The following is an 18,972-nucleotide window of genomic DNA, read 5'->3' as shown; positions in this document are numbered from 1 at the left end:
AGGGTTTACACAAAAAACCCTAAATTTAAGGTATCAAAGTAAGCAAGGTAAAAAGTAACAACCTTGTGAAACTTAACAATTATCAATATTAACCAACAGAAAATTATGAAAACACTCACACAAAGAACCTTATTGTTACTCAGACCGTAAGTATACAATTCTCAATTTCGCGATAACAAATTCTAGTCGGTATCCAAGCTATTTTACGACTCTTAAGTCTCATTAGCTATGTACTCCAAAAGCTCAAATACCCTATTAAACAAGAGGAAATATATTGATGCTATTACAAGTGGTGGTACACAACATATATTACTAAAGAGAACTTGAATTTCTTTAACCAAATTTAAAGAACAAAATAGGCTTCGCAATAACAAAAAACACTTCACTACCCCTAGAGCTATTAATCACAAGGAGAAAAATTTGACCCGAACACTCCATAACAAAGTAAGGCAAAAACTAAAACTCACACAAAATGAAAAAACTATTTATTTTAAGTCTGTTGTTCACTATCCTCGTCGGATGTTCTGAAGAGGACTATCTGGTAGAAAACGAAAGTTTATCACAAAATGATTCTGTGCTCAAAACCTTGAAGAACTGGGGGTTTTCAGATGATCAAATCGAAGATAAAGGAACATATTATTTGGTAGATGAAGATATGGTCTTTTATAAAAATAAAAAATACCATGCTCCTAAAAAATCCACCGCCAAACAAAGAGAACATCCCAATTCTGTGACGATTAACAATATCAATGTGTTTATAAATCCCAATATGAACTTAAATTGGAGAAATGCTTCTATAAGTGCAATTGGCCGGTGGAATGCTGTTAGTTCAGGTTTATTCCTCAATATAACTACAACAACTGCCAATGCTCATATCCAGATCATGTATGACTCACAAGATCCGAGTGTAAATTTAGCTTCTAATGTTTTTGGAAGAGGAACATTTCCAACAACCAACGGTTTGCCTGGAGTAAGAATCTGGGTGAATCCAGATTTTAATGCGTGTAGTGGGGCTATCACACAGAATATGAGAATTTCTAATGTACAACATGAACTAGGTCATAATTTAGGTATTATGCATACCAATCAATCTTCTGCGAGCCTGATCCCAGGCACACCAAGTTCAGATGCTCAATCTGTAATGAACGGCGGTAAAGCATGCTCAATTAACAACTTTAGTGCTGGAGATTTTTTAGCAATAAAATACTTATTCCCTCCTCTCACTTTAGCCGGATCATCGCTAATATGTAACACTTCTACAGTGACTTATAATGTGGGTAGTTCGACTATTCCTATAAACTGGACAACCTCATCAAATCTTCAAATCTTATCCTCATCAAATAGCAGTATTACGGTAAGGCCTGTAAATAGCTCGTTTAATGGGGCAGGATTTATTCAAGCCGCTTTACCATCACATACGGTACGTAGAAATATTTGGGTAGGAGAAGCTGTCGTAGATATGATCGAATTCGAAAATGGTATAGGTGAGATCGGTTATTTTTGTTCTAGTCACACTGGTAATACCTACAGCATATTCCCAAGACTATCAGGCACAACACATCAAATAAGACTGCGTAGATATCCTAATCTATCTATTGTATACAGCCCATCAACTAATTACTCAGGAGATTCTGGAACATTAAATTATACTCCAACTCCTGGCTGGTATCTTTTTGAGGTAAAAAGAACGAACTCTTGTGGTATTGCAGAATGGTTTGGCACCGAAGTCGAGTTTGTAGATTGCTCAAATGGCGGCGGTGGCGGTGAGGAATTTTAATTTCTCAATACGCCTAACTCATTTATAGAAATCATAACTATTGTAAAACTCGTTGTGCATTTTAAAACTAATAATATAAAAAAGCGTCAATTCGAGTAATTTTTCATAGTGAAACGAAGAAAAATTGTATCGAGAATAGCTTTTTTAAATAAAAATTCCCTGGAGGTATAACATTGCTTCCAGGGGATTAATTTAATCAACTGTTGTTGTTTTACAGAAAGATTCTCGACAGTATAAATAGTAGCATTAAACCAGATTGTTTTCCTCAATTGTATAGCTTTCTAAATTGAGTTCTTGCAGAACTAAAAATATAATCCTCTGGATTTAAAACAATCTTATCTACAACTAACTTATTAATAATTTACAATAAAAAAACCAGCTACATCCCTGTAACTGGTTCTTATCGTTTATTTATTACTCTTACCGATCACTCTAGCGGTAGCAGGAGATTTCAAGATATTTCAGAGTTTAGCGAAGAAGATAAAAAGTATATTCTATATACTGTTGATGCCCTTATTAAATCAGTAAAACTTAAATCTATTGCATAAAAAAACAGCTACATTGCTGTAACTGTTTTTATTATAATTAAGGTTGACTGTTAAATTAATCTAAAGATTTTTCCTCCTCTGCAATTAGCTTTTTAAATTCATCACTAATTTCATTAGATTTTTTTATAAAAACACCTTTCAAAATCATATCAGTCCCTACCATTGATGATTCATAATAATATTTATTTCCCTCAATATAGGTTATCTGTGTAAGACTTTTCGTTTTTTTATCAGGCTCAGGAAGTTTCTCTCTTTTTAAAGATTTATAAAAACTTAAGAGATATTTACAATCATTTATCTTTTCTATTTTATTAAGACTAATGACACCATACTCTTCAATTTTTTCTAATTGCCAATTGCCAAATCTTTCAATCATAACTTCACCATATTGATATTTCATTTCAAAAGTACCTTGCATAAGCCCTTTACAGTTTTGGGCTTTAATTGACCAACAAGAAATAAATAATATATACTTTATTTTAAATATTTAAAAATTCTCTTATTATAAATGCAATCCCTATTAAAACAAAACTTATTCCGGCAAACATAAGCTTTATAACAAGACCCTCTTTTCTTTTTACATGATCTCGATAATAAATTAAAAGAAGAACACCAAACACTATTAATAATAAGCCTATTATGATATTAATAAAATCCATAGTTTAATGATTAATTAAATTTATTCTTGTTCTTTTGCAACCTTCGATTCGACACCGTTTTCATAAAGAGTAATATGTGATTCAAGAAAAGTTTTATTTGCCTCTTCAATATGGACACTCCCTTTAACAACTTCCCCGAGTCCCGCACTAATCGTTTCAATTAAACCTTTCGTTAACGCACTTTCATAATTATCCCGATGGCGCGGATTTGTAATCCGTGCCTATAAAACTTTAAAATAAATTTAAAACAACAATTTCTAATTCATGATCTAAATCTGCATGAGTTCTTGCAGAACTAAAAATATAATTCTCTGAATTTAAAACAATCTTATCTACAACTAACTTATTAATAATTTACAATAAAAAAACCAGCTACATCCCTGTAACTGGTTCTTATCGTTTATTTATTACTCTTACCGATCACTCTAGCGGTGGCAGGAGGAGGACTGTTTTCATATTTCGTTATGTTGTTTCACGGATTACAAATCCGCGCCATCGGGTTGTAAATCTACGCTATTGGTTTTCTTTTATTTTACAATCCATACAAACTAACTATTGGTATAGATATTACAATTGCAAATAATAACAGTATCACCCTAAATACTTTTTTCTTTATAATTTTGAGTATTAAATAAAATACTAAAGTCATTAATAATATAAATATCATCTCATATAAAGTACTTTTTATATTAAAGATTTCTCCCCCCAAAATAGATGCATAGTTATTAACACTAATATATCTATGTGCAATACTATCACTTATTAGGTAGGATATAATATTAACTATTACAAATCCAATTATTAAAATACTATTCTTGTTGATCATCTCTATTCTGTTCTTGTTGTTCTTGATTTCTTTGTATTAAAGCATCTAAATTACTTAAAGTTTCTTCATTACAAGTACCACTAGTACAGAGTTGATCCCTTATTTGTGTTAGTGCATATCCTGTAATAGCTAAATCATAAGCTTTTGTTTCTTTCTGACCAATCGCATTAAAAGGAAGTCGTAATTTAACTCCTCCATCTGCATTAGCAACTAAGGAGACTACAAAACCATTTGAATTTGGTCCTGTAAAATCATAATTTGGTAAGTTTCCAAAATCTTGATTTCCATTTTCATCTGTAGTCTGTTCTTGAAAGAATGCTGCAAACTCCAATATACTATTCTCAAATTCATTATTCTCATTAGACGAACTAGGTTCTATGAGAAAAGGATCACTTACACCACTTCTACCATTTGTATATCCATTTTGATCAAAATCATCAACTCTTGGCCTACCTGTTCTACTTCCTTCCGCAGGACCCCATAGTTCCACAATTTTGTCAACATTATCAGTTTTTACTCTCAAAAATGCATGCCTTCCTACTCCAGCGGTTCTTTCAGTAAATACCCAAACAGAGTCTCCCTGTATTTCTCGATAAAGAATTGGATTATTTTTAGTAAAATGATATGGTGTTTCGTTACGATACTTCTCAGTAAAGCGATCAATCTTAGTAAATCTAGCAATTGCAGGATCGTAATCTCTTTGCCCATATGCAATAGTGTTTAATCCTAAATCTTTCTCTAATTCCTTATCAGCATATCCATAAGGATGCACTCTACCATTTGTAGTAAAATTGTACCCTTTGTGTTGCAGTCCAAAGGGATAGTAGTTTACGCGTTTTTTTTTAACGGTATCCCTTATTTTTGACCTATACCTACAGCAACCTTATTTTTTTAAGAACGTCCTCCCGTCATCTATCCATCAATGATGCTAAAATAGTAATTTCCGTAGTGTTACCCATCCGAGTAAGCGATTAATCTTGAAGCTGAACAGCGCAACTGCTGTTGCGGTTGACCTTCAGCTTCAAGATTAATCATAGCCATCTGGCGATTGAAGATAAGCTGCATGCGTGCAGAACAAAGGCGTAGCCGAAGCGAAGGGAGCAGCCGACGCAGACCAAGGAACGTAGTGGTGGGATGCGCCACAGGATTTTTAATATTTCATTTGAAAAATATAAACTTCAATATTAAAAATCCTGTAGGCAGTGACTAGCGGCGTAGCCCATGTAGTAGCGGTTTTGCTTAATGAACTATTCAGCGATAGCGTACCTTTATTGTTTTTAAGCAAAAGAGTAGCTACGGGTGATAGAGGAACAGAGCAAGGCTATTTGTTTGTAGTGGATACTGACGACCGAAGGCGAGGAAGTTGTAACGGTATGGAACAAGTGTTTTTTCTACACTTGTGGAATAACAAAAAATAGCTTGCGGCGTGACGAAGGAACTCCTTTGACAGTACTTATGGGCAAAGCATTTTTCTTGCTGCGCCCATAATAGTATATCGACTATAAGGAGTCACCTTATTATTTATCTTCAAATGTAAATGTAAACATCAATATTTTGGATAACCAGTAAATGCTTTCTTGTTGTTCTGATTGCTCAGGTTGGCTTAACGTATAAATCATTTCTGCAAGTACGTATTGTAGTTCTTCGAGTTCTTGTTGGTTTCTAATTGGGATCAATACTCTTGTCTTCATAATGATCTGGATTTGATTCGATACATAAACCCTGATTGCTTACGATCAATGATTTCTATAAATTGTCGGTCTACCAGTTCGGTAAGCTTGTGATAGATTGTATTTCGACTTCTGCCCAGCCTACAACGTATATCTTTGTTAGTAAATTCCTTGCCATCAAAATACAGTTGTAATTCTTTATAAAACCATCTTAGATCAGCAGACAATAAGTATTCATGTTTTGGTAAATGAAGCTCATTCTGTAACATATAAATGGCATTGAGCATATCTTCTCTACAGACATAAAATCTACCTAAAATATCTTGATCACGATACATTTCGTTGACAATAGTAAGACTATGGGCAGTGTTTAAAATAAGTTCTTTCTGAGAGGTAGTAAAGTGTGTTTTTTCTAAAAGTATTTTGTATTTGTTAATCGTGGTTCTGTAAGGATAAAGGACTTTGATAATGGTACTCAGGTCATGGACATGGTATCTACGTCCTTTTAGTTTGTCAATCTTCGTATAGCGTCTTATAGATCGCTTTTTGCGTTCTTGCTTCATTTTGTATATGGATTTGATTAGTATTCATTTATAGTCCTTAAACAAGGATATTGTATTTAGTAAGATGGGTGGGTAGTGATTTTTATCCCTAATTATACTTGTCTTGGATCGCTAGACCGCTTTTGTAGTTAAATAACTGACCCGTTGTTATTTGACTGATCCAAAAGCGATCCGTAACCGATCCATAACTGATCCAAAGCGATCCAGACACATGGTGTCTTTTAGTATTTAGTTACTTTTCTTCTTGTAGTCTTCTATTTGATCGTATAGATGTTTTCTTATTGCTGTTCTAAACTTTTCAATATTATCCCAATAACTGATCTTGTAATTGTAACTATTTCGTAATCCTGAACTGCTTTTGTGTATATATTCCAGTTCTTCTAATTCTGTGATGTAGCGTTGCATTTGTGTTTTACTGATCCTGAACTTTTGACGGATTTCTCGACGGGTAAATTGATAGTCTTTGCCTTTGGATTCTACATACTTTTTTAGGTTTTCGTAGAACTGTCTTAATATTCCATCGAGTTCATCGGTTTTAAGAATAATACTATTGAACATTAAATCAATAGCAATTTCTATATCTTTTAGTTCTGTAACCAACATCGTATCATCAACTTTTTGTCGTTGGTATTGATGTAATAAAGTAATCTGCTCAATGTAATCATGTAACATCTGTGTTAACCGTCTTCGTTGTTTGGTGGTTTTGGGGAGTTGTAACCGATATGGATTTTTGACTTTATAAGGTTTTAGCATATACACAATATCTTGTATTGCCTTTCGTGCTGCGAGTTCCTGATCGTCGGTGACCATTTTAGCTGCTTTGTTGGCCATGTATTCGAGCACTTTCTCTGTCTGTGCTTCACTTTCATCAATGGCAATTACAAAAACACGACTTTCGTTATCTTCATAAATCCTAAAATGTGTAGTGGCTACTAAACTTGCTATCGGTCCAAAAACATATTTCTCTCCGGTGGTGATTTCTCCAGTCTGCTCGTTTTTCTGACTTACACTACTGGAGAGTTTACCGTTGCTTTGTAATTCCCTCCATGCCAGTTCTGCTTCTTCAGTAAGCCCGTCATAATCTTCTAAGATAATACCACAGTTGCATAAATCCTGTTCCCCGTAATTGTAAAAACTCTTATCAGTTACCCTGGTAAAGCGTTTGATTTTATTCTGGTCATACATAGAGTCAGCTATTTTACCGATCAAATGACTTTTTCCACTTCCGCTTGTTCCTTGTACGACTGCGTGTAATGTTCTATTCATTTTATGACTGAGTAAGATGGTAAAAAGGAACAATGCGTTTTTTTCTTCTCCAATGATACCAGTAGCTTGTAATTGTTTGGTTAGTGTCTCTATGAGACTTTTAGACTGTAATAATGCTACTGTTTTATTTTTATCAGCATCATTGATGTCTCTTAGTTTGTATCGTAGTTTTTGTTGTGGTAACTCGTTTTGTTTCTCTAATCGATGAGTTTCTAATCCTCGGGTAATTTTATCTAATACATTTCTAACTACAGATGTACCGATTTGTAGCTTTTCGGCAATCTTACGAACCAATTTTTCTACGGCATCATCGTGATAAAGATCAATGGTATTTCTGCTTGGGGTTTGTGTTAAATTTGCTGCTTTATAGACTACCAATGTCATTTTTAGTCTGCTCAGGTCTTTTAAATCTAACTTACCAAACACATCGATTTTTAAAGACTCGTCTTTGTAGATGGTGTGATTGGGTTGGATATTTAGGGTGTAAGATTGTTTTGCTGTTTTCTTAGGTTGTATCGGAGTTTTGGAAATTTCCTTTTCTGCAGTAGTTTGATGTATGATTCTTCTTTTTTCAAAAAGATGTTGCAGGATTTCTGTTTCATGACTATCTAACAGACTATTGATATCCTCGTTTTCTATCATTTCTACTTTACTGATCCTTATGTTAGGAACTAACTCTTTTAGTTCTTTGGCGTACTTAGCTGTAGCACTGTTACCAGCTTTATCACCATCGAACCAGAGTGTGATTTCTTCGAGTTGCTGCAAGTATAAAATAGCTTTGAAGTGTTCAGGAGTTAGACCATTAGTTCCGTATGCTGTTAGTATTGTGGTTTCTGATGAAAGATTAAAATATTGTTTTAATGTTGCTGCATCAATGATACTTTCGGTAATGATTAATTGTTTGGTTTCTGGATTAGGATAGTTTGGATATAATCCTTTTCGGTTTGTGGTGTAGTAATGTTTGCATTTGGCATTGTCATAAATACTTCTGCCATATAAAGACACAATGTGTCCTTTTTCACTTCTCAAAGGAAAGACGATACAGTATTTTAATTTGTCATATTCTTTGCCTGTATTAAAGCCTGCAGCTAGTTTTTTATAAATGATTTCATAATCTTCTACTATTGGTTTTGTAATATCAGTAATACTGTAACCGTTTGCCTTTGGTGTTAGCCATTTTACGGCTTCTGGAAGCTCCCAACTGTAGAACTTTTTGACCAGTTCGATGACATCCATTGTGCCTGCTTTACAGTTCCCGCTAAAACAAGTTGCGATCTGTTTCTTTTGACTAAACTGTAAACTTGGTTTCTTGTCCTTATGAAAAGGGCAGAGACATTTACCGTTCTTGTCGGGTTGTAAGCCTAATTCTTGAGCGATATGCACGATATCTACGCTGTTTTTTAACTGGGTCAGGGTCATTGTTGATAAATTGTTTAATAGAACAAACAAGTTTTGGAAAAAGGTTGATGGAGACTAGAAAAAAACGTGGTTTTTCTCAAGAAGAACTAGCTGATTTGCTAGGCACTAAAGGTCCGGCTATTGGAAGGTATGAGAGAGGAGTTGCTAAACCAACTATTGAAGTTGCAGGAAAGCTTGCTAAAATACTAGGAATATCATTAGATTATCTTGTTGGTAATTCTGATCAAGAACTTGATGATAATACCTTAAAACGTATTTTAGAAGTACAACGATTACCTGAAGATATAAAAGAAAAAGTATACTATTTCATTGATATATCTATTAAAGATTACAAAACAAGACAAGCCTATTCTTAGATTGATTGCATAAAAAAAACAGCTACAAGCCTAAGCCTGTAACTGTTTCTTAATCTTTATTATTTACTCTTACCTGTCAATCTTTACCGCCACAAGTTGCAAACTTGCGGTAGCGATCACTCTAGCGACAGCAGGGGTCTGGTCGAGATGCTTGCACTAGCAAGGTTTCTTTACTTTATTAATTTATAATACAGCAATAGCTAAAAATATTACAAACAATATGAATAATGCTATTGGAAGTATTAAATTATGGTTTTCTTTGGTTATAATTTCATTTGGATTATTTCGATTGTATACAATTCTTATAGTATTACCAATAATTATTTTTTTTAAACTTCCTTCTCCTACATCTGATTCTACTTCATGCTTATTTCCTTTAATATCAACAAACCTAATAATAGGAAAGTAATACAATGTTTTCTCTCCAAAGGAATCAATAATTTTTTCTGTAAAACCTGTTACTTCTCCTTTAGCTTGAATAGCATTTTTTTTAAACCTTTTGTATTTTAAGTAAAGGTATGTACTCAATAATAATACAGCTATAGAAGCTAAAAGAAAAACAATTTTATACATTCTCTTTTTTTAATGAAACATAGCATCCACTTAATATGTCTCCAAGTTTTCTAGGGTTCTTTTTACCAGTAAGTCCTGTAATTAGAACTACTAGAACATATATAAAAGGTAGTATTATTTCTATAAAATTAAATAGATTTCGTAATACTATTCTAATTAAGTTATGATTTTTATTACACTTTATACTTAAAGAAAAAATCCTTTTCCCTACTGTTGTTTTAAAAATAAATTCTTGTAGTATAAAATAAAGATAAAAGAACGGAATAAATATTGCTGACGAGACATTTTCATCATTCAAATTATAAGATCCATTACGAACTTTAATATATATCAACATTATAAATGCTATAATAACAACATCTATTAAAGCTGCTAAAAACCTTTTTACATAATACATATACTTTATCTCCATAATTATTTAATATGCTTTTTAAAATTACTCAATTTATTTACGAACCCATTCTGTTCCATTCCAAGTATATGTTCCTTCTTGTGTCGAATCTAAGTTATTTAACAGGCTATTTAGTTTAGTGCCTTTATCTTCATTGTTTTCATCTGAACTTGTGTCCTCATTGGTTTCATTGCCATCATCTAATATCCCATCAAGTAATTTACCTAAATCAACACCTATTTTCAATTTTAGCCCAAGCTTAAATTCAGCTGCTAAATCAGATTTTTCAAAAACACCATCAGCAGTTATTTTTCCATCTGCACCAAGAACATCCCATTTCCCATTCGCTTCTCTTTTCAAAATCCACGCTTTCCCTTTAGCATCTACTACTTTATATATTTTTGCCTTTCCTTCTGCTCCTAAAAAAGAAAAACTTTTAAAATTGGGGAATCTACCATCTAGCATGTTTTTGAAGTTATTTATCTCCAATGTAGAAACAAAGACACTACCTTTTGTATTTAAATATTTCCCTATTGTTAAATTACCATTTAAACCTAATGCCTTTAATTTTAGTCTGTCATCTGTAATTCTATATTCTCCATCAACAATTGTAGCTCCTAAGCCAACTGAAAAATGCTTAGTTACTTTAGCTTTTAGCCCAACACCTGCTGATCCTCCAATAGATATATTAATTGCATCTATTATTTTCTTCCAATTGCAACAAAGTTCAACCTCGTTACCATCAGGATCAATATAGATAATTGGATTATTTAGTGCGTAAGTATATGGTGACGTAGAAAGATATTTCTCTGCCATAGCATCAGGAGTAAACCATCGACCTACAGCAGGGTCATAAAACCTTGCACCATAATCAAGTGTATTAAAATCTAGTTCTTCATTTTCTTCTTTACCGTTGTATCCATAGTTATGTTTTCGACCATTCACGGCAAAATTGTACCCTTTATGTTGTAGTCCAAATGGATAGACGTTTATGCGATTTTTTTAACATTGGCACACTTTCCCACGGTTCTACTCCAAGAACAACTTACATTTTTTTAAAAGAACGTCCTGATCTATCATCATTCTACATAGCTAAAATAAGGATTTACGCTTTACTTGTATTACAGTATTCTGTATTTGTGCAATCTAACTTCTAAAGCCAGCCGCATGATCAAAGCTATCTTTACATAATCCTTATTATACCCGCACTTCCCTATAGTCAGGGTCTATAACAGGGTTTATATAAAATAGCCGCACACCAACTGCTACACTTGAAGATTCTGACTTCTAACAAGCTATTTTTACGGAAGATATTATAGTATTACACACATATAATCGTGTCGTAGACATGATTTGGAAGGGTTTGAAGGCATTCAGTCGCCATTAAGGCTAGTATTTTAATAAAAAGCGGAAGACCTACTACATCAGCCACCGCATTCCACTTTTTATTAAAATAGTTTTCCGCAACAGTAAGAACGATGATTATTGAAGCTGAAGAGGGCAACGGCTGTAGTTGTTGTGCTTCAGCTTCAATAATTATCATAGTCATCTGGCGATTGAAGATGCCTGCGTGGCGAACGCAGAACAAAGGCGTAGCCGAAGCGTAGTGGAGTAACCGACACACAAAAAGGAACGTAGTGGTTTTGTGTGCCAGACGATTTTTATGTATTCTTATTTATCAGATATTAACTTCCACATAAATAATCGGCTAGGTTGCGACTAAGCGGCGTAGCCCATGAAGCAGCGGTTTTGTATATATAAACTCATAGCGTTAGCGTTCCTTAATCATACAAAAAGAGAGCTGCGGGTGATAGAGGAAGGAGTCCCGCGAAGACCAGTAATAATTGCTGACGACCAAAGGTGAGGAAGTAATTATGGTGCGATAGCAACTGGCGAAGCAGGGAACGAGTGACGAAGGAACACCTTTGATCAGCCCGTAACTTTCGATTCATAAATGACTTTTAACTAAAAAATCCCAGACCTTTCGATCTAGGATTGTATGTTTAGCGAGCTGCGACCGTAGGAAGCAGTGAAGCTTTTTAAGGTTTCTTTTTAGGATTCTGCCAAGTATTAAATATAGAGTAAATAATCACTTTATTTTCGATAATTTCATAAACAACTAAGTATGGATACTTCTTAATCCAAGCTTCTCGATATGGTGGTCGTTTAGCAGGGTAATGTTCAGGATTCGTTTGTATCCTATCAATATAAATATCTAAATGTGTTAAAAATTGTTCTCCTAAACCTATTTGCTGTTTTTCGTAATAAAGGTAAGCTTTGATCATTTCAAGATTTGCTTCCTCCTTAATCTCTAATTCATATTTCATTGAGCAGCACGTCTAGCATTTTGCTTTACTTCTTCCCAAGTAAAAGATTTACTTTCTCCTTTTAAGTGACGTTCTCTACGTTCATCTAGTATTTTATATTGCTCCTCTGTTAAGGTAAATTCATCTTCACGATAACTTTCCATAACAGCTTTCACTATTTTTAATAGGCGCTCATCTGCTGTATTTACATACTCGGATATAAGATTCCTTAACTCTAATGCTCCCATAATTCTCATTTTTACATTCATAACAAAGATAGTTTAATATACTAATAATTTTAGTTTTTGATTTCTAACACCCCATATTTTTAGTAATTGAGCATCATTATTTTAAAGCCATTAGAAGCTATTTTAAGTTTTTTAAAAGCTTATAATTCTTCTGAGTCTAATTTTAAAGCTTCTATTATTTTTTGTCTTATCACTTTATGATCTTCAAAAGGGTAACTTGCCAGTAGTATTTTAGATACCCAGTACACACAGTCTTTAAAGATTCCATTAAACTTATAATCGTCTTCTAAATGACTAAGTAATTGTAAGTTTTCTGATAAGACGTATTGCATAAATTGTAACTCCCCAGGTTCTGTAATTGGGATTCTAATATATTTCTGCTGTGTTACTGGGTCGGTGTGTACGCTACTTGGGTATTCTGGTGTAAATTCTTGATTGTTCATAATGTATAGTTTATTGTATTGGATGATAATTATTTACGATTTCGTGTAGGTTTTCAAGATCATCTTGCAAGTATCGTTCTGTAGAACTTATGTAACGATGCCCTGCTAGTACCTGCGTTTTTCTAAGATTGTACTGACTTAACCAATTAGTAATTACGGATGCTCTGATCTGTTTATTACTTTCTATTTTCCTGTTGTACTTTTTAAGTTTTTTAATGATCGTATTGGTAATTATAAATCGATCTCCAGAAGGGAAGAGTTGATCGGTATCTATATTTAATCGCTGTAATAGGTATTTTCTAACTTCATTAATGTATTCCATAAATTCCATCATCTGCCACGGTTTTAGTTCTAATTCTCTGGCATTACTTCGTTTTCTGCTCGGCACATAGATTTTACCTTTGTTAAGTTGTAAGTGTTCTAGTTTTAGGTTTTTTAAATCTTGTGTATCTAATCCTTGGTAGACCAGTAATCCAACAATGATTTTATTACGTTTTGAGGTGTACTTGTGGTATTCTTCTTGATAGGTATCAGTTTCATAACTATAGTATAAGTCTTCTAGTTCTTCTGGTTCGAGTAGATTATAATTTATACTTCTTTGTGTTCCTCGTACATTGGTGTTTTCGATTGGATTATCAGTTCTGTATGATTCACTTATCAGGTAATTGAAGTATGTTTTTATGTTGCTTAATTTATGATTGATAGTCTTTTTACTATTACCTTTTCTGGTTAAGTGTTTGATGTATTTTAAGCAAGTTTTGTAATCTATTTCGATGGCGCAAGTGGATTGTCGTTTGCACCATTTTGTAAAGTACTGTAGTGCTAGTTCTTTAGATTTTATAGTCTTTATTGTATATCCTTCTTTCTTTAGATATGTAGTATAATCATTCATTTTCTAGAGTTTTTACGATATGAGTATAGATTTGTGTAGATTCTAGGCTACTATGCCCTAAAAAGTGTTTGATACTTTCGAGTGGTACTTCTTTTTGTAATAAATGGGTAGCGATAGAATGACGTAAGGTGTGTAATGTGATTTTCTTTTCTTCTATAGCCTTATTTTCTGTAGCTTTTACAATAGCTTGCAGTCGATAGGCAAAGGTCATTCCTTGTAATCGTGTACCGTGATGATTGAGTAGTAATGCTTCTGTATCGTGTTTAATATTAAATTCTAATCGTGCATCGTAGAGATAATCTTCTAGGATTTCAAGATTATACCTATTGATCGGTACAAATCGTTCTTTGTAGTTCTTTCCTTTTCGTACATAGATTCTCTCTTTATCAAAAAGGATATCACTAGTATCTAAATGTACGGCTTCATTTCTTCTAAGTCCGCAACTGTAGAGTAATACTAGTATCGCTTTATCTCGTTGTCGATACTGCTTTTTGTAATGACTATGATTTGTAGCTCTAAAAAGTTGTTTTACTTCTTTTTGGGTTAAAATATTGATTCTTTCTTCTGTGGGATAACTTTCAGATTTTAAGTGTATACTGATCCCTTTATGATTATGATTTTGTAGGTATTCCTTGAACTTTTTGAGTGCTTGTTGGTGTTTGTTGAGATAGGATTTACTTAATGCTCCATATCTTCTTTCATTACTACGTTGTTTCAGTTCTTCGTAATACTCTTTGATATCTTTTGCGGTAATGGTATTTATATCGGTATGCCCGTGGCATTCGAGCCAATAAAAGAACTCTTGTAAATGGTTTGGTAAGTTATAAACGGTAGTCTCTGCATACCCTAAAACATCTAACCATTCTTTAAAATTGGATATAAGTATCTTGTAACTATCATTTTGTAGTCTTAATTTTTTCATCGGTATGTCTTTTTTAGATTGCTATGGCGAGTTGCTGTAACTAACTAGCTTTCTTGCTTTTAGTTTCGTTATTTGAGGTATGGCGACTTGGTGGCGAACTGGCGAGTTCTATTTGTGTAATACAGTTTTGTAATGCTTTATCAATCTGATCTTTTAACTCATCATATTCCTGTAAATCTACAATCTCGAAGCAATAACTTTTGGTTTTAGCATTTTTGATACGTTTGATATAACCTTCTTCCAATAACTGTTTGTTATATCTGCGCAATGTGGTTTCTTTTACCCGTAAGTTTCTGCGTATTTCTGCATTGGTAAATGTAGTTTGGGTATTTTCTTTTAGGTAAGATTTTAAGCGTTCTAAATGATTTCTGCAAGCTCCTGTAATGGTATCACTTTTATGTAATAGAACTTCTTTAATAATCTCGTTGGCTTCTTGTATATCTTGAGTAGTAGTTTCTATATATTCTTCACCTGTATTTTGATCATATTGTTTTTCACGTTGGTACTGCTTATAGAAGGTAATGGCTTCAATAAATTGTAAATAGTGAGTGTTAGTTCTTCTCGGTTTAAATACAGATTGAGGCAATTCTAAAAACTCTGCATAAGGATTGATTACTTTCACAGATTGTAATACCATTTGTACGTTCTGGAGGCATTGCCTCGCTTGGTATTCTTTCTCTACATTTACTTTGCCTGCGCTTATTAATCGTTGATAGTACATTATCTTTTGATCCTGTTCGCTAGATTCATCGATGTATAATAAAAAGCTACGATTGCTATTATCTTCGTAAATACTTTCTTGGGTAGTACAGCCTGCAACACTTACAGGGCCTTCTACGGTTAGGTGTATTGTTTTGGTATTTCCTTTTCTGTCTTTATGAACTACGGTTTTTGTTATTCTTCGTTTGGATTGTAATTCTCGTAATGGATAGAGTACACTTTCTGCTCCGTCTAAGTCTTCTATCAAGATGAGTTTGTTTCGTAGTTCTGTTCTATTGAAGTAGTAAAATGCATTTTCTGATAATACGGTAATTTCTACTTTTTCGTGATCTGGTATGAGTTCTGCTACTTTAGATTGTAAATGTGTTTTTCCTGATCCAGAAGTTCCTAAACTTATACAATGCAATGGATTGTAGCTTTTACGACTGGTAAAGATTAGGTACATTAATAATCGGTTGGTTTCTTCGCCGATAACGCCGCTTTGTTCGATAAGTCTATTAGTGCGTTGTAATAAATCTTTCTTTTTTAAAAATGCCTCTGCGGCTCGTAGTTCTGCTCCTGTAAGTTCTTTAATTGTGGTTTCCTGCTCATCATTATCAAGTTGACTTAATCGGTACTGCTCTAGTTCATTGGTTAATTCCTGTAATGTTCTACGCACTACACTTGTACCGATTTCTATACGTTCGGCTACTTTTCTAACTAATTTCTCTACTTGATTATCATTATACAAATCTACATTGTGTCGCAACACATTGTGTTGTTCTGGCTTTTTGATCCCTAAAGTAACCCGTAACGCTTCTAAATGGTTGAGTTTGATACCGCCCAAGATGGATATTTCTAAATGCTTTGTTGTGTATTCGTAATTATTCGGGTTAGTAGTATTTAACATCGCTAAAAAAGTTTGAAAATATATTTGACAACTAATTAGGTGCTAAGATACCATTTTAGTTTTATTGTGCAAACTTTTTAGTTTTTGAAGAACTGATTTAGTTTCTATATATTTGCTTATTAGTAATAATCAAGGTTTAAAACCCTTATAGAGTTTCTTTTTATGAATTTTGGAAGTATTGTAGTAGAACTTAGAAAAGAACAAAGTATATCACAAACAGACTTGGCTACTAAACTTGGTATTCATAAAAATGTATTAGGTAGATATGAACGTAATGAAGTATTACCCTCTATTGAGATTGCTCGTAAAATAGCCGATATACTTGACGTAAGCCTTGATTACCTAACTGGTAAAGCTGATGTACAGATGGATAAACATACACGTAACCGCATTTTAGAAGTGTCTAAATTTGAAGAAGAAGATAAAGAACATATATTTTCTGTTATTGATGCTTTTATTGCTAAAAGAAAGATTCAATCTATTTTATAATAGCTATGGACAATGATCTGCATAATAAAATAACAGCTACTATTAATTCTCTAAGTGAATATGAGATTATTAGCAGTGAAGATTTAATAATTTTATTAGAAAAAGAAGGGATGTCTAGCATCATAGCATTGGATATTTCTTTATTCCTACCTATAGTTTTTTGTAAAAAAATGCTTCCCGATGTAAAATTCCCAGAATATTATATTCAGGTTGAAAAATCTGGGACTCGTATAAAACATAGATTTGAGGACAATAATCTATATAATATTATTGATGCTCAGACTCAAACTTATTTTAATAATAATCCTGATAGTGAGGTAATTCTAAGAATAGCAAGTCTAAGTGCAGAATTTCAAGCTATAAATAAGTTACTTTTAGATGGAGGTAATCTAAATGATGTTAGATTAACAGAAACGATGATTATAAAATAAAAAGACTTCCTGAACCTGAAAAGTATTCAGAAAGTCTCTTTGTTCTTTTAATCTATTAGATTAACATCCAATTCTTTTATTTTATTAAGCTCTAATTTTAATTTAGTTATATTAAGTATTTTTAAGATATTACTAGGTATCTCGTCTACTTTTAAACCTCTAACAGGTTTAACAATTAGATTATATCTAGTATCATCAAAATTATTTAAATCAATTTTATCAAAACAATATAACCCTTTCTTAGCTAATAAAATAAAGTCAAAATATTGCTTTAAAGTTTCTGTTTCACCTATTTTAAGTAAATCATTATTCAATTTATAATCACTTATATTGGATAAGTTTCTAAAATAAGAACTTAAGTTATATTTATTATCTGCTATTGAATTAGGCAATCTACCTCCTCCAGAAGCTACAAACCCAATTTCATTATTCATATCAACAAAAAACCAATCAATATCATTTGTTTCTTGTTCTATTAAAGAAAATCTCATTATTCAATTTTATTGTTTAGCGAATATCCCAAATATTGTTTGACAGTTTTCGCATGGCGAAACTGTAGCTCCTGTTTTAGGTCTAATCGCAGGTGTAAAGTTTACGTCTGTAGGTGACGCTGCTGGATTTTTTAATAAAACATCATTTCCTGCTCTAAATTCACCACAACACCCTACAGTATTACCTGCATTTTTATTTCCAACACCTCCTACTTTGTTTGCTGCTTTTTGTAATGCTGGAGCTATTTCACCTGGAATACTTCCACTCGTAGCGATTGACGTAGCCCCATTTAACTCTGCTCCAACTACTGTTGCAGGAGCTTGACCAGTGGCTTGTAAATTAGAAACAGTAGCATTTACTTCTACTTGTAATTCTCCACTTACTCCTCTAGTAGAAGCTTTTGTTAAAGGACCTATTAATTTACCTGCTACTTCTCCTGCAGCTAACAACCCTACTTCAACTGTCACATTAGCTGCTTTCTCTCCTATTTTATTACCTATTGTAGAGGCCGGATCTTGAGATAAAGCTGTTTCCACTACGTCATGTGCTACATTTGTCATTCCAGCCGTTGCTGCTGATGCAGCATCTTTTGCCAAGCTTACTAATCCTTGTGGACTGCTTAATTTGCTAAAGTGATTATTTGCAGCTTTCTTAACTGTCTGTATTGGGCTACTAACAAGTTGTTTTGCTCCTTCATAAGTATTAGAAAGAGTTCTCTTATATGTGTTCACAGCACTTTTTAAAACTGTTTTACAGAACTCACAATTACCGTCAGGATCAGATAAAAGTATAGGATTATTCATGCCGTACTTATATGGTGTCCAATCATAAAACAATTCAGCTTTCTGATCAACATTCATCCAGCGTCCAAGTTCAGGGTTATAATTACGTGCATCTATATCAATCCAACCAAGCCCAAGTTCATTTTGTTCTTCTTTTCCTATAAAACCCCATTGATGCTTCCTACCATTCACGGCAAAGTTGTACCCTTTGTGTTGCAGCCCAAATGGATAGACGTTTATGCGATTTTTTTAACATTGGCACACTTTCCCACGGTTCTACTCCAAGAACAACTTACATTTTTTTAAAAGA

The 18,972-nt window shown here is 33.2% G+C and carries 22 protein-coding genes; 5 read left to right on the top strand and 17 right to left on the bottom strand.

Annotation, left to right across the window (positions count from 1 at the left end; all coding sequences use genetic code 11):
* Positions 1-472: 472 nt before the first annotated feature.
* Positions 473-1,777, top strand: a complete 1,305-nt coding sequence (locus AAFU52_RS09490; protein WP_438426259.1) for a hypothetical protein — start codon at positions 473-475, stop codon at positions 1,775-1,777.
* Between the two features lie 603 nt (positions 1,778-2,380).
* On the opposite strand, the gene AAFU52_RS09485 is transcribed toward AAFU52_RS09490, so the two are convergent.
* A complete protein-coding gene (locus AAFU52_RS09485; RefSeq protein ID WP_438426258.1) occupies positions 2,381-2,743 on the bottom strand; it encodes a hypothetical protein in 363 nt (120 codons plus the stop codon).
* Between the two features lie 1,050 nt (positions 2,744-3,793).
* Complete coding sequence (locus AAFU52_RS09480) at positions 3,794-4,669, bottom strand: RHS repeat-associated core domain-containing protein (RefSeq protein ID WP_438426628.1); 876 nt, start codon at positions 4,667-4,669, stop codon at positions 3,794-3,796.
* 343 nt (positions 4,670-5,012) lie between these two features.
* Here AAFU52_RS09480 and AAFU52_RS09475 point away from each other — a divergent pair, with 343 nt between their 5' ends.
* Positions 5,013-5,228, top strand: coding sequence for a hypothetical protein (locus tag AAFU52_RS09475; protein ID WP_438426257.1), 216 nt, complete (start codon positions 5,013-5,015; stop codon positions 5,226-5,228).
* A gap of 99 nt (positions 5,229-5,327) precedes the next feature.
* On the opposite strand, the gene AAFU52_RS09470 is transcribed toward AAFU52_RS09475, so the two are convergent.
* From AAFU52_RS09470 to AAFU52_RS09460, 3 genes are all read right to left on the bottom strand, one after another.
* Complete coding sequence (locus tag AAFU52_RS09470) at positions 5,328-5,501, bottom strand: hypothetical protein (RefSeq protein WP_438426256.1); 174 nt, start codon at positions 5,499-5,501, stop codon at positions 5,328-5,330.
* Positions 5,498-6,043 carry a hypothetical protein gene (locus AAFU52_RS09465; RefSeq protein WP_438426255.1) on the bottom strand — a complete coding sequence of 182 codons (546 nt, stop codon included), beginning with the start codon at positions 6,041-6,043 and terminating at the stop codon, positions 5,498-5,500. Before AAFU52_RS09465 ends, AAFU52_RS09470 begins: the two co-directional genes overlap by 4 nt.
* Positions 6,044-6,271: 228 nt before the next feature.
* Complete coding sequence (locus AAFU52_RS09460) at positions 6,272-8,728, bottom strand: CHC2 zinc finger domain-containing protein (RefSeq protein ID WP_438426254.1); 2,457 nt, start codon at positions 8,726-8,728, stop codon at positions 6,272-6,274.
* Between AAFU52_RS09460 and AAFU52_RS09455 the strand changes: the two genes are divergently transcribed.
* The gene (locus AAFU52_RS09455) at positions 8,611-9,084 is read left to right on the top strand and encodes a helix-turn-helix domain-containing protein (protein WP_438426253.1); all 474 of its coding nucleotides are present in this window, start codon (positions 8,611-8,613) and stop codon (positions 9,082-9,084) included. The genes AAFU52_RS09460 and AAFU52_RS09455 overlap by 118 nt on opposite strands.
* Positions 9,085-9,267: 183 nt before the next feature.
* Here AAFU52_RS09455 and AAFU52_RS09450 read toward each other — a convergent pair whose 3' ends face one another.
* The 10 genes from AAFU52_RS09450 to AAFU52_RS09405 all read right to left on the bottom strand — a co-directional run bounded on the left by AAFU52_RS09450 (position 9,268) and on the right by AAFU52_RS09405 (position 16,468).
* The gene (locus AAFU52_RS09450) at positions 9,268-9,657 is read right to left on the bottom strand and encodes a DUF3592 domain-containing protein (RefSeq protein ID WP_438426252.1); all 390 of its coding nucleotides are present in this window, start codon (positions 9,655-9,657) and stop codon (positions 9,268-9,270) included.
* Positions 9,650-10,069: an RDD family protein gene (locus AAFU52_RS09445; protein WP_438426251.1), complete on the bottom strand. Its 420-nt coding sequence runs from the start codon at positions 10,067-10,069 to the stop codon at positions 9,650-9,652. The genes AAFU52_RS09450 and AAFU52_RS09445 overlap by 8 nt, the downstream gene beginning before the upstream one ends.
* Positions 10,070-10,102: 33 nt before the next feature.
* Positions 10,103-11,041, bottom strand: coding sequence for an RHS repeat-associated core domain-containing protein (locus AAFU52_RS09440; RefSeq protein WP_438426627.1), 939 nt, complete (start codon positions 11,039-11,041; stop codon positions 10,103-10,105).
* Between the two features lie 328 nt (positions 11,042-11,369).
* Positions 11,370-11,591, bottom strand: coding sequence for a hypothetical protein (locus tag AAFU52_RS09435; protein WP_438426250.1), 222 nt, complete (start codon positions 11,589-11,591; stop codon positions 11,370-11,372).
* A gap of 496 nt (positions 11,592-12,087) precedes the next feature.
* Positions 12,088-12,375, bottom strand: coding sequence for a type II toxin-antitoxin system RelE/ParE family toxin (locus AAFU52_RS09430; RefSeq protein WP_438426249.1), 288 nt, complete (start codon positions 12,373-12,375; stop codon positions 12,088-12,090).
* Positions 12,372-12,623, bottom strand: a complete 252-nt coding sequence (locus AAFU52_RS09425; protein WP_438426248.1) for an addiction module protein — start codon at positions 12,621-12,623, stop codon at positions 12,372-12,374. Before AAFU52_RS09425 ends, AAFU52_RS09430 begins: the two co-directional genes overlap by 4 nt.
* Positions 12,624-12,742: 119 nt before the next feature.
* A complete protein-coding gene (locus AAFU52_RS09420; RefSeq protein ID WP_438426247.1) occupies positions 12,743-13,045 on the bottom strand; it encodes a hypothetical protein in 303 nt (100 codons plus the stop codon).
* Between the two features lie 10 nt (positions 13,046-13,055).
* The gene (locus tag AAFU52_RS09415) at positions 13,056-13,937 is read right to left on the bottom strand and encodes a tyrosine-type recombinase/integrase (protein ID WP_438426246.1); all 882 of its coding nucleotides are present in this window, start codon (positions 13,935-13,937) and stop codon (positions 13,056-13,058) included.
* Positions 13,930-14,859 (bottom strand): tyrosine-type recombinase/integrase, encoded by a 930-nt coding sequence (locus AAFU52_RS09410; protein WP_438426245.1) that lies wholly within the window; start codon positions 14,857-14,859, stop codon positions 13,930-13,932. The genes AAFU52_RS09415 and AAFU52_RS09410 overlap by 8 nt, the downstream gene beginning before the upstream one ends.
* Positions 14,860-14,899: 40 nt before the next feature.
* The gene (locus AAFU52_RS09405) at positions 14,900-16,468 is read right to left on the bottom strand and encodes a hypothetical protein (RefSeq protein ID WP_438426244.1); all 1,569 of its coding nucleotides are present in this window, start codon (positions 16,466-16,468) and stop codon (positions 14,900-14,902) included.
* Positions 16,469-16,630: 162 nt separating this feature from the next.
* Between AAFU52_RS09405 and AAFU52_RS09400 the strand changes: the two genes are divergently transcribed.
* Positions 16,631-16,957, top strand: a complete 327-nt coding sequence (locus AAFU52_RS09400) for a helix-turn-helix domain-containing protein (protein WP_438426243.1) — start codon at positions 16,631-16,633, stop codon at positions 16,955-16,957.
* A 5-nt stretch (positions 16,958-16,962) separates the two neighbouring features.
* Positions 16,963-17,388, top strand: a complete 426-nt coding sequence (locus tag AAFU52_RS09395; protein ID WP_438426242.1) for a hypothetical protein — start codon at positions 16,963-16,965, stop codon at positions 17,386-17,388.
* A 47-nt stretch (positions 17,389-17,435) separates the two neighbouring features.
* Here AAFU52_RS09395 and AAFU52_RS09390 read toward each other — a convergent pair whose 3' ends face one another.
* Together AAFU52_RS09390 and AAFU52_RS09385 are read right to left on the bottom strand one after the other, a co-directional pair.
* Positions 17,436-17,879: a hypothetical protein gene (locus AAFU52_RS09390; RefSeq protein ID WP_438426241.1), complete on the bottom strand. Its 444-nt coding sequence runs from the start codon at positions 17,877-17,879 to the stop codon at positions 17,436-17,438.
* A gap of 9 nt (positions 17,880-17,888) precedes the next feature.
* Positions 17,889-18,881, bottom strand: coding sequence for an RHS repeat domain-containing protein (locus tag AAFU52_RS09385; RefSeq protein ID WP_438426626.1), 993 nt, complete (start codon positions 18,879-18,881; stop codon positions 17,889-17,891).
* Positions 18,882-18,972: the final 91 nt, after the last annotated feature.

This window comes from Aquimarina macrocephali (assembly GCF_051627225.1).
Taxonomy (GTDB): Bacteria; Bacteroidota; Bacteroidia; order Flavobacteriales; family Flavobacteriaceae; genus Aquimarina; species Aquimarina macrocephali.
This window is presented reverse-complemented; position numbering and strand designations above follow the sequence as displayed.

Coding starts and splice junctions, on each gene's coding strand:
- AAFU52_RS09390 (WP_438426241.1), bottom strand. CDS start 17,879: ATGAGATTTTCTTTAATAGAACAAGAAACAAATGATATTGATTGGTTT.
- AAFU52_RS09435 (WP_438426250.1), bottom strand. CDS start 11,591: ATGATAATTATTGAAGCTGAAGCACAACAACTACAGCCGTTGCCCTCT.
- AAFU52_RS09460 (WP_438426254.1), bottom strand. CDS start 8,728: ATGACCCTGACCCAGTTAAAAAACAGCGTAGATATCGTGCATATCGCT.
- AAFU52_RS09465 (WP_438426255.1), bottom strand. CDS start 6,043: ATGAAGCAAGAACGCAAAAAGCGATCTATAAGACGCTATACGAAGATT.
- AAFU52_RS09400 (WP_438426243.1), top strand. CDS start 16,631: ATGAATTTTGGAAGTATTGTAGTAGAACTTAGAAAAGAACAAAGTATA.
- AAFU52_RS09410 (WP_438426245.1), bottom strand. CDS start 14,859: ATGAAAAAATTAAGACTACAAAATGATAGTTACAAGATACTTATATCC.
- AAFU52_RS09470 (WP_438426256.1), bottom strand. CDS start 5,501: ATGAAGACAAGAGTATTGATCCCAATTAGAAACCAACAAGAACTCGAA.
- AAFU52_RS09445 (WP_438426251.1), bottom strand. CDS start 10,069: ATGGAGATAAAGTATATGTATTATGTAAAAAGGTTTTTAGCAGCTTTA.
- AAFU52_RS09430 (WP_438426249.1), bottom strand. CDS start 12,375: ATGAAATATGAATTAGAGATTAAGGAGGAAGCAAATCTTGAAATGATC.
- AAFU52_RS09395 (WP_438426242.1), top strand. CDS start 16,963: ATGGACAATGATCTGCATAATAAAATAACAGCTACTATTAATTCTCTA.
- AAFU52_RS09450 (WP_438426252.1), bottom strand. CDS start 9,657: ATGTATAAAATTGTTTTTCTTTTAGCTTCTATAGCTGTATTATTATTG.
- AAFU52_RS09425 (WP_438426248.1), bottom strand. CDS start 12,623: ATGAATGTAAAAATGAGAATTATGGGAGCATTAGAGTTAAGGAATCTT.
- AAFU52_RS09485 (WP_438426258.1), bottom strand. CDS start 2,743: ATGCAAGGTACTTTTGAAATGAAATATCAATATGGTGAAGTTATGATT.
- AAFU52_RS09490 (WP_438426259.1), top strand. CDS start 473: ATGAAAAAACTATTTATTTTAAGTCTGTTGTTCACTATCCTCGTCGGA.
- AAFU52_RS09415 (WP_438426246.1), bottom strand. CDS start 13,937: ATGAATGATTATACTACATATCTAAAGAAAGAAGGATATACAATAAAG.
- AAFU52_RS09405 (WP_438426244.1), bottom strand. CDS start 16,468: ATGTTAAATACTACTAACCCGAATAATTACGAATACACAACAAAGCAT.
- AAFU52_RS09420 (WP_438426247.1), bottom strand. CDS start 13,045: ATGAACAATCAAGAATTTACACCAGAATACCCAAGTAGCGTACACACC.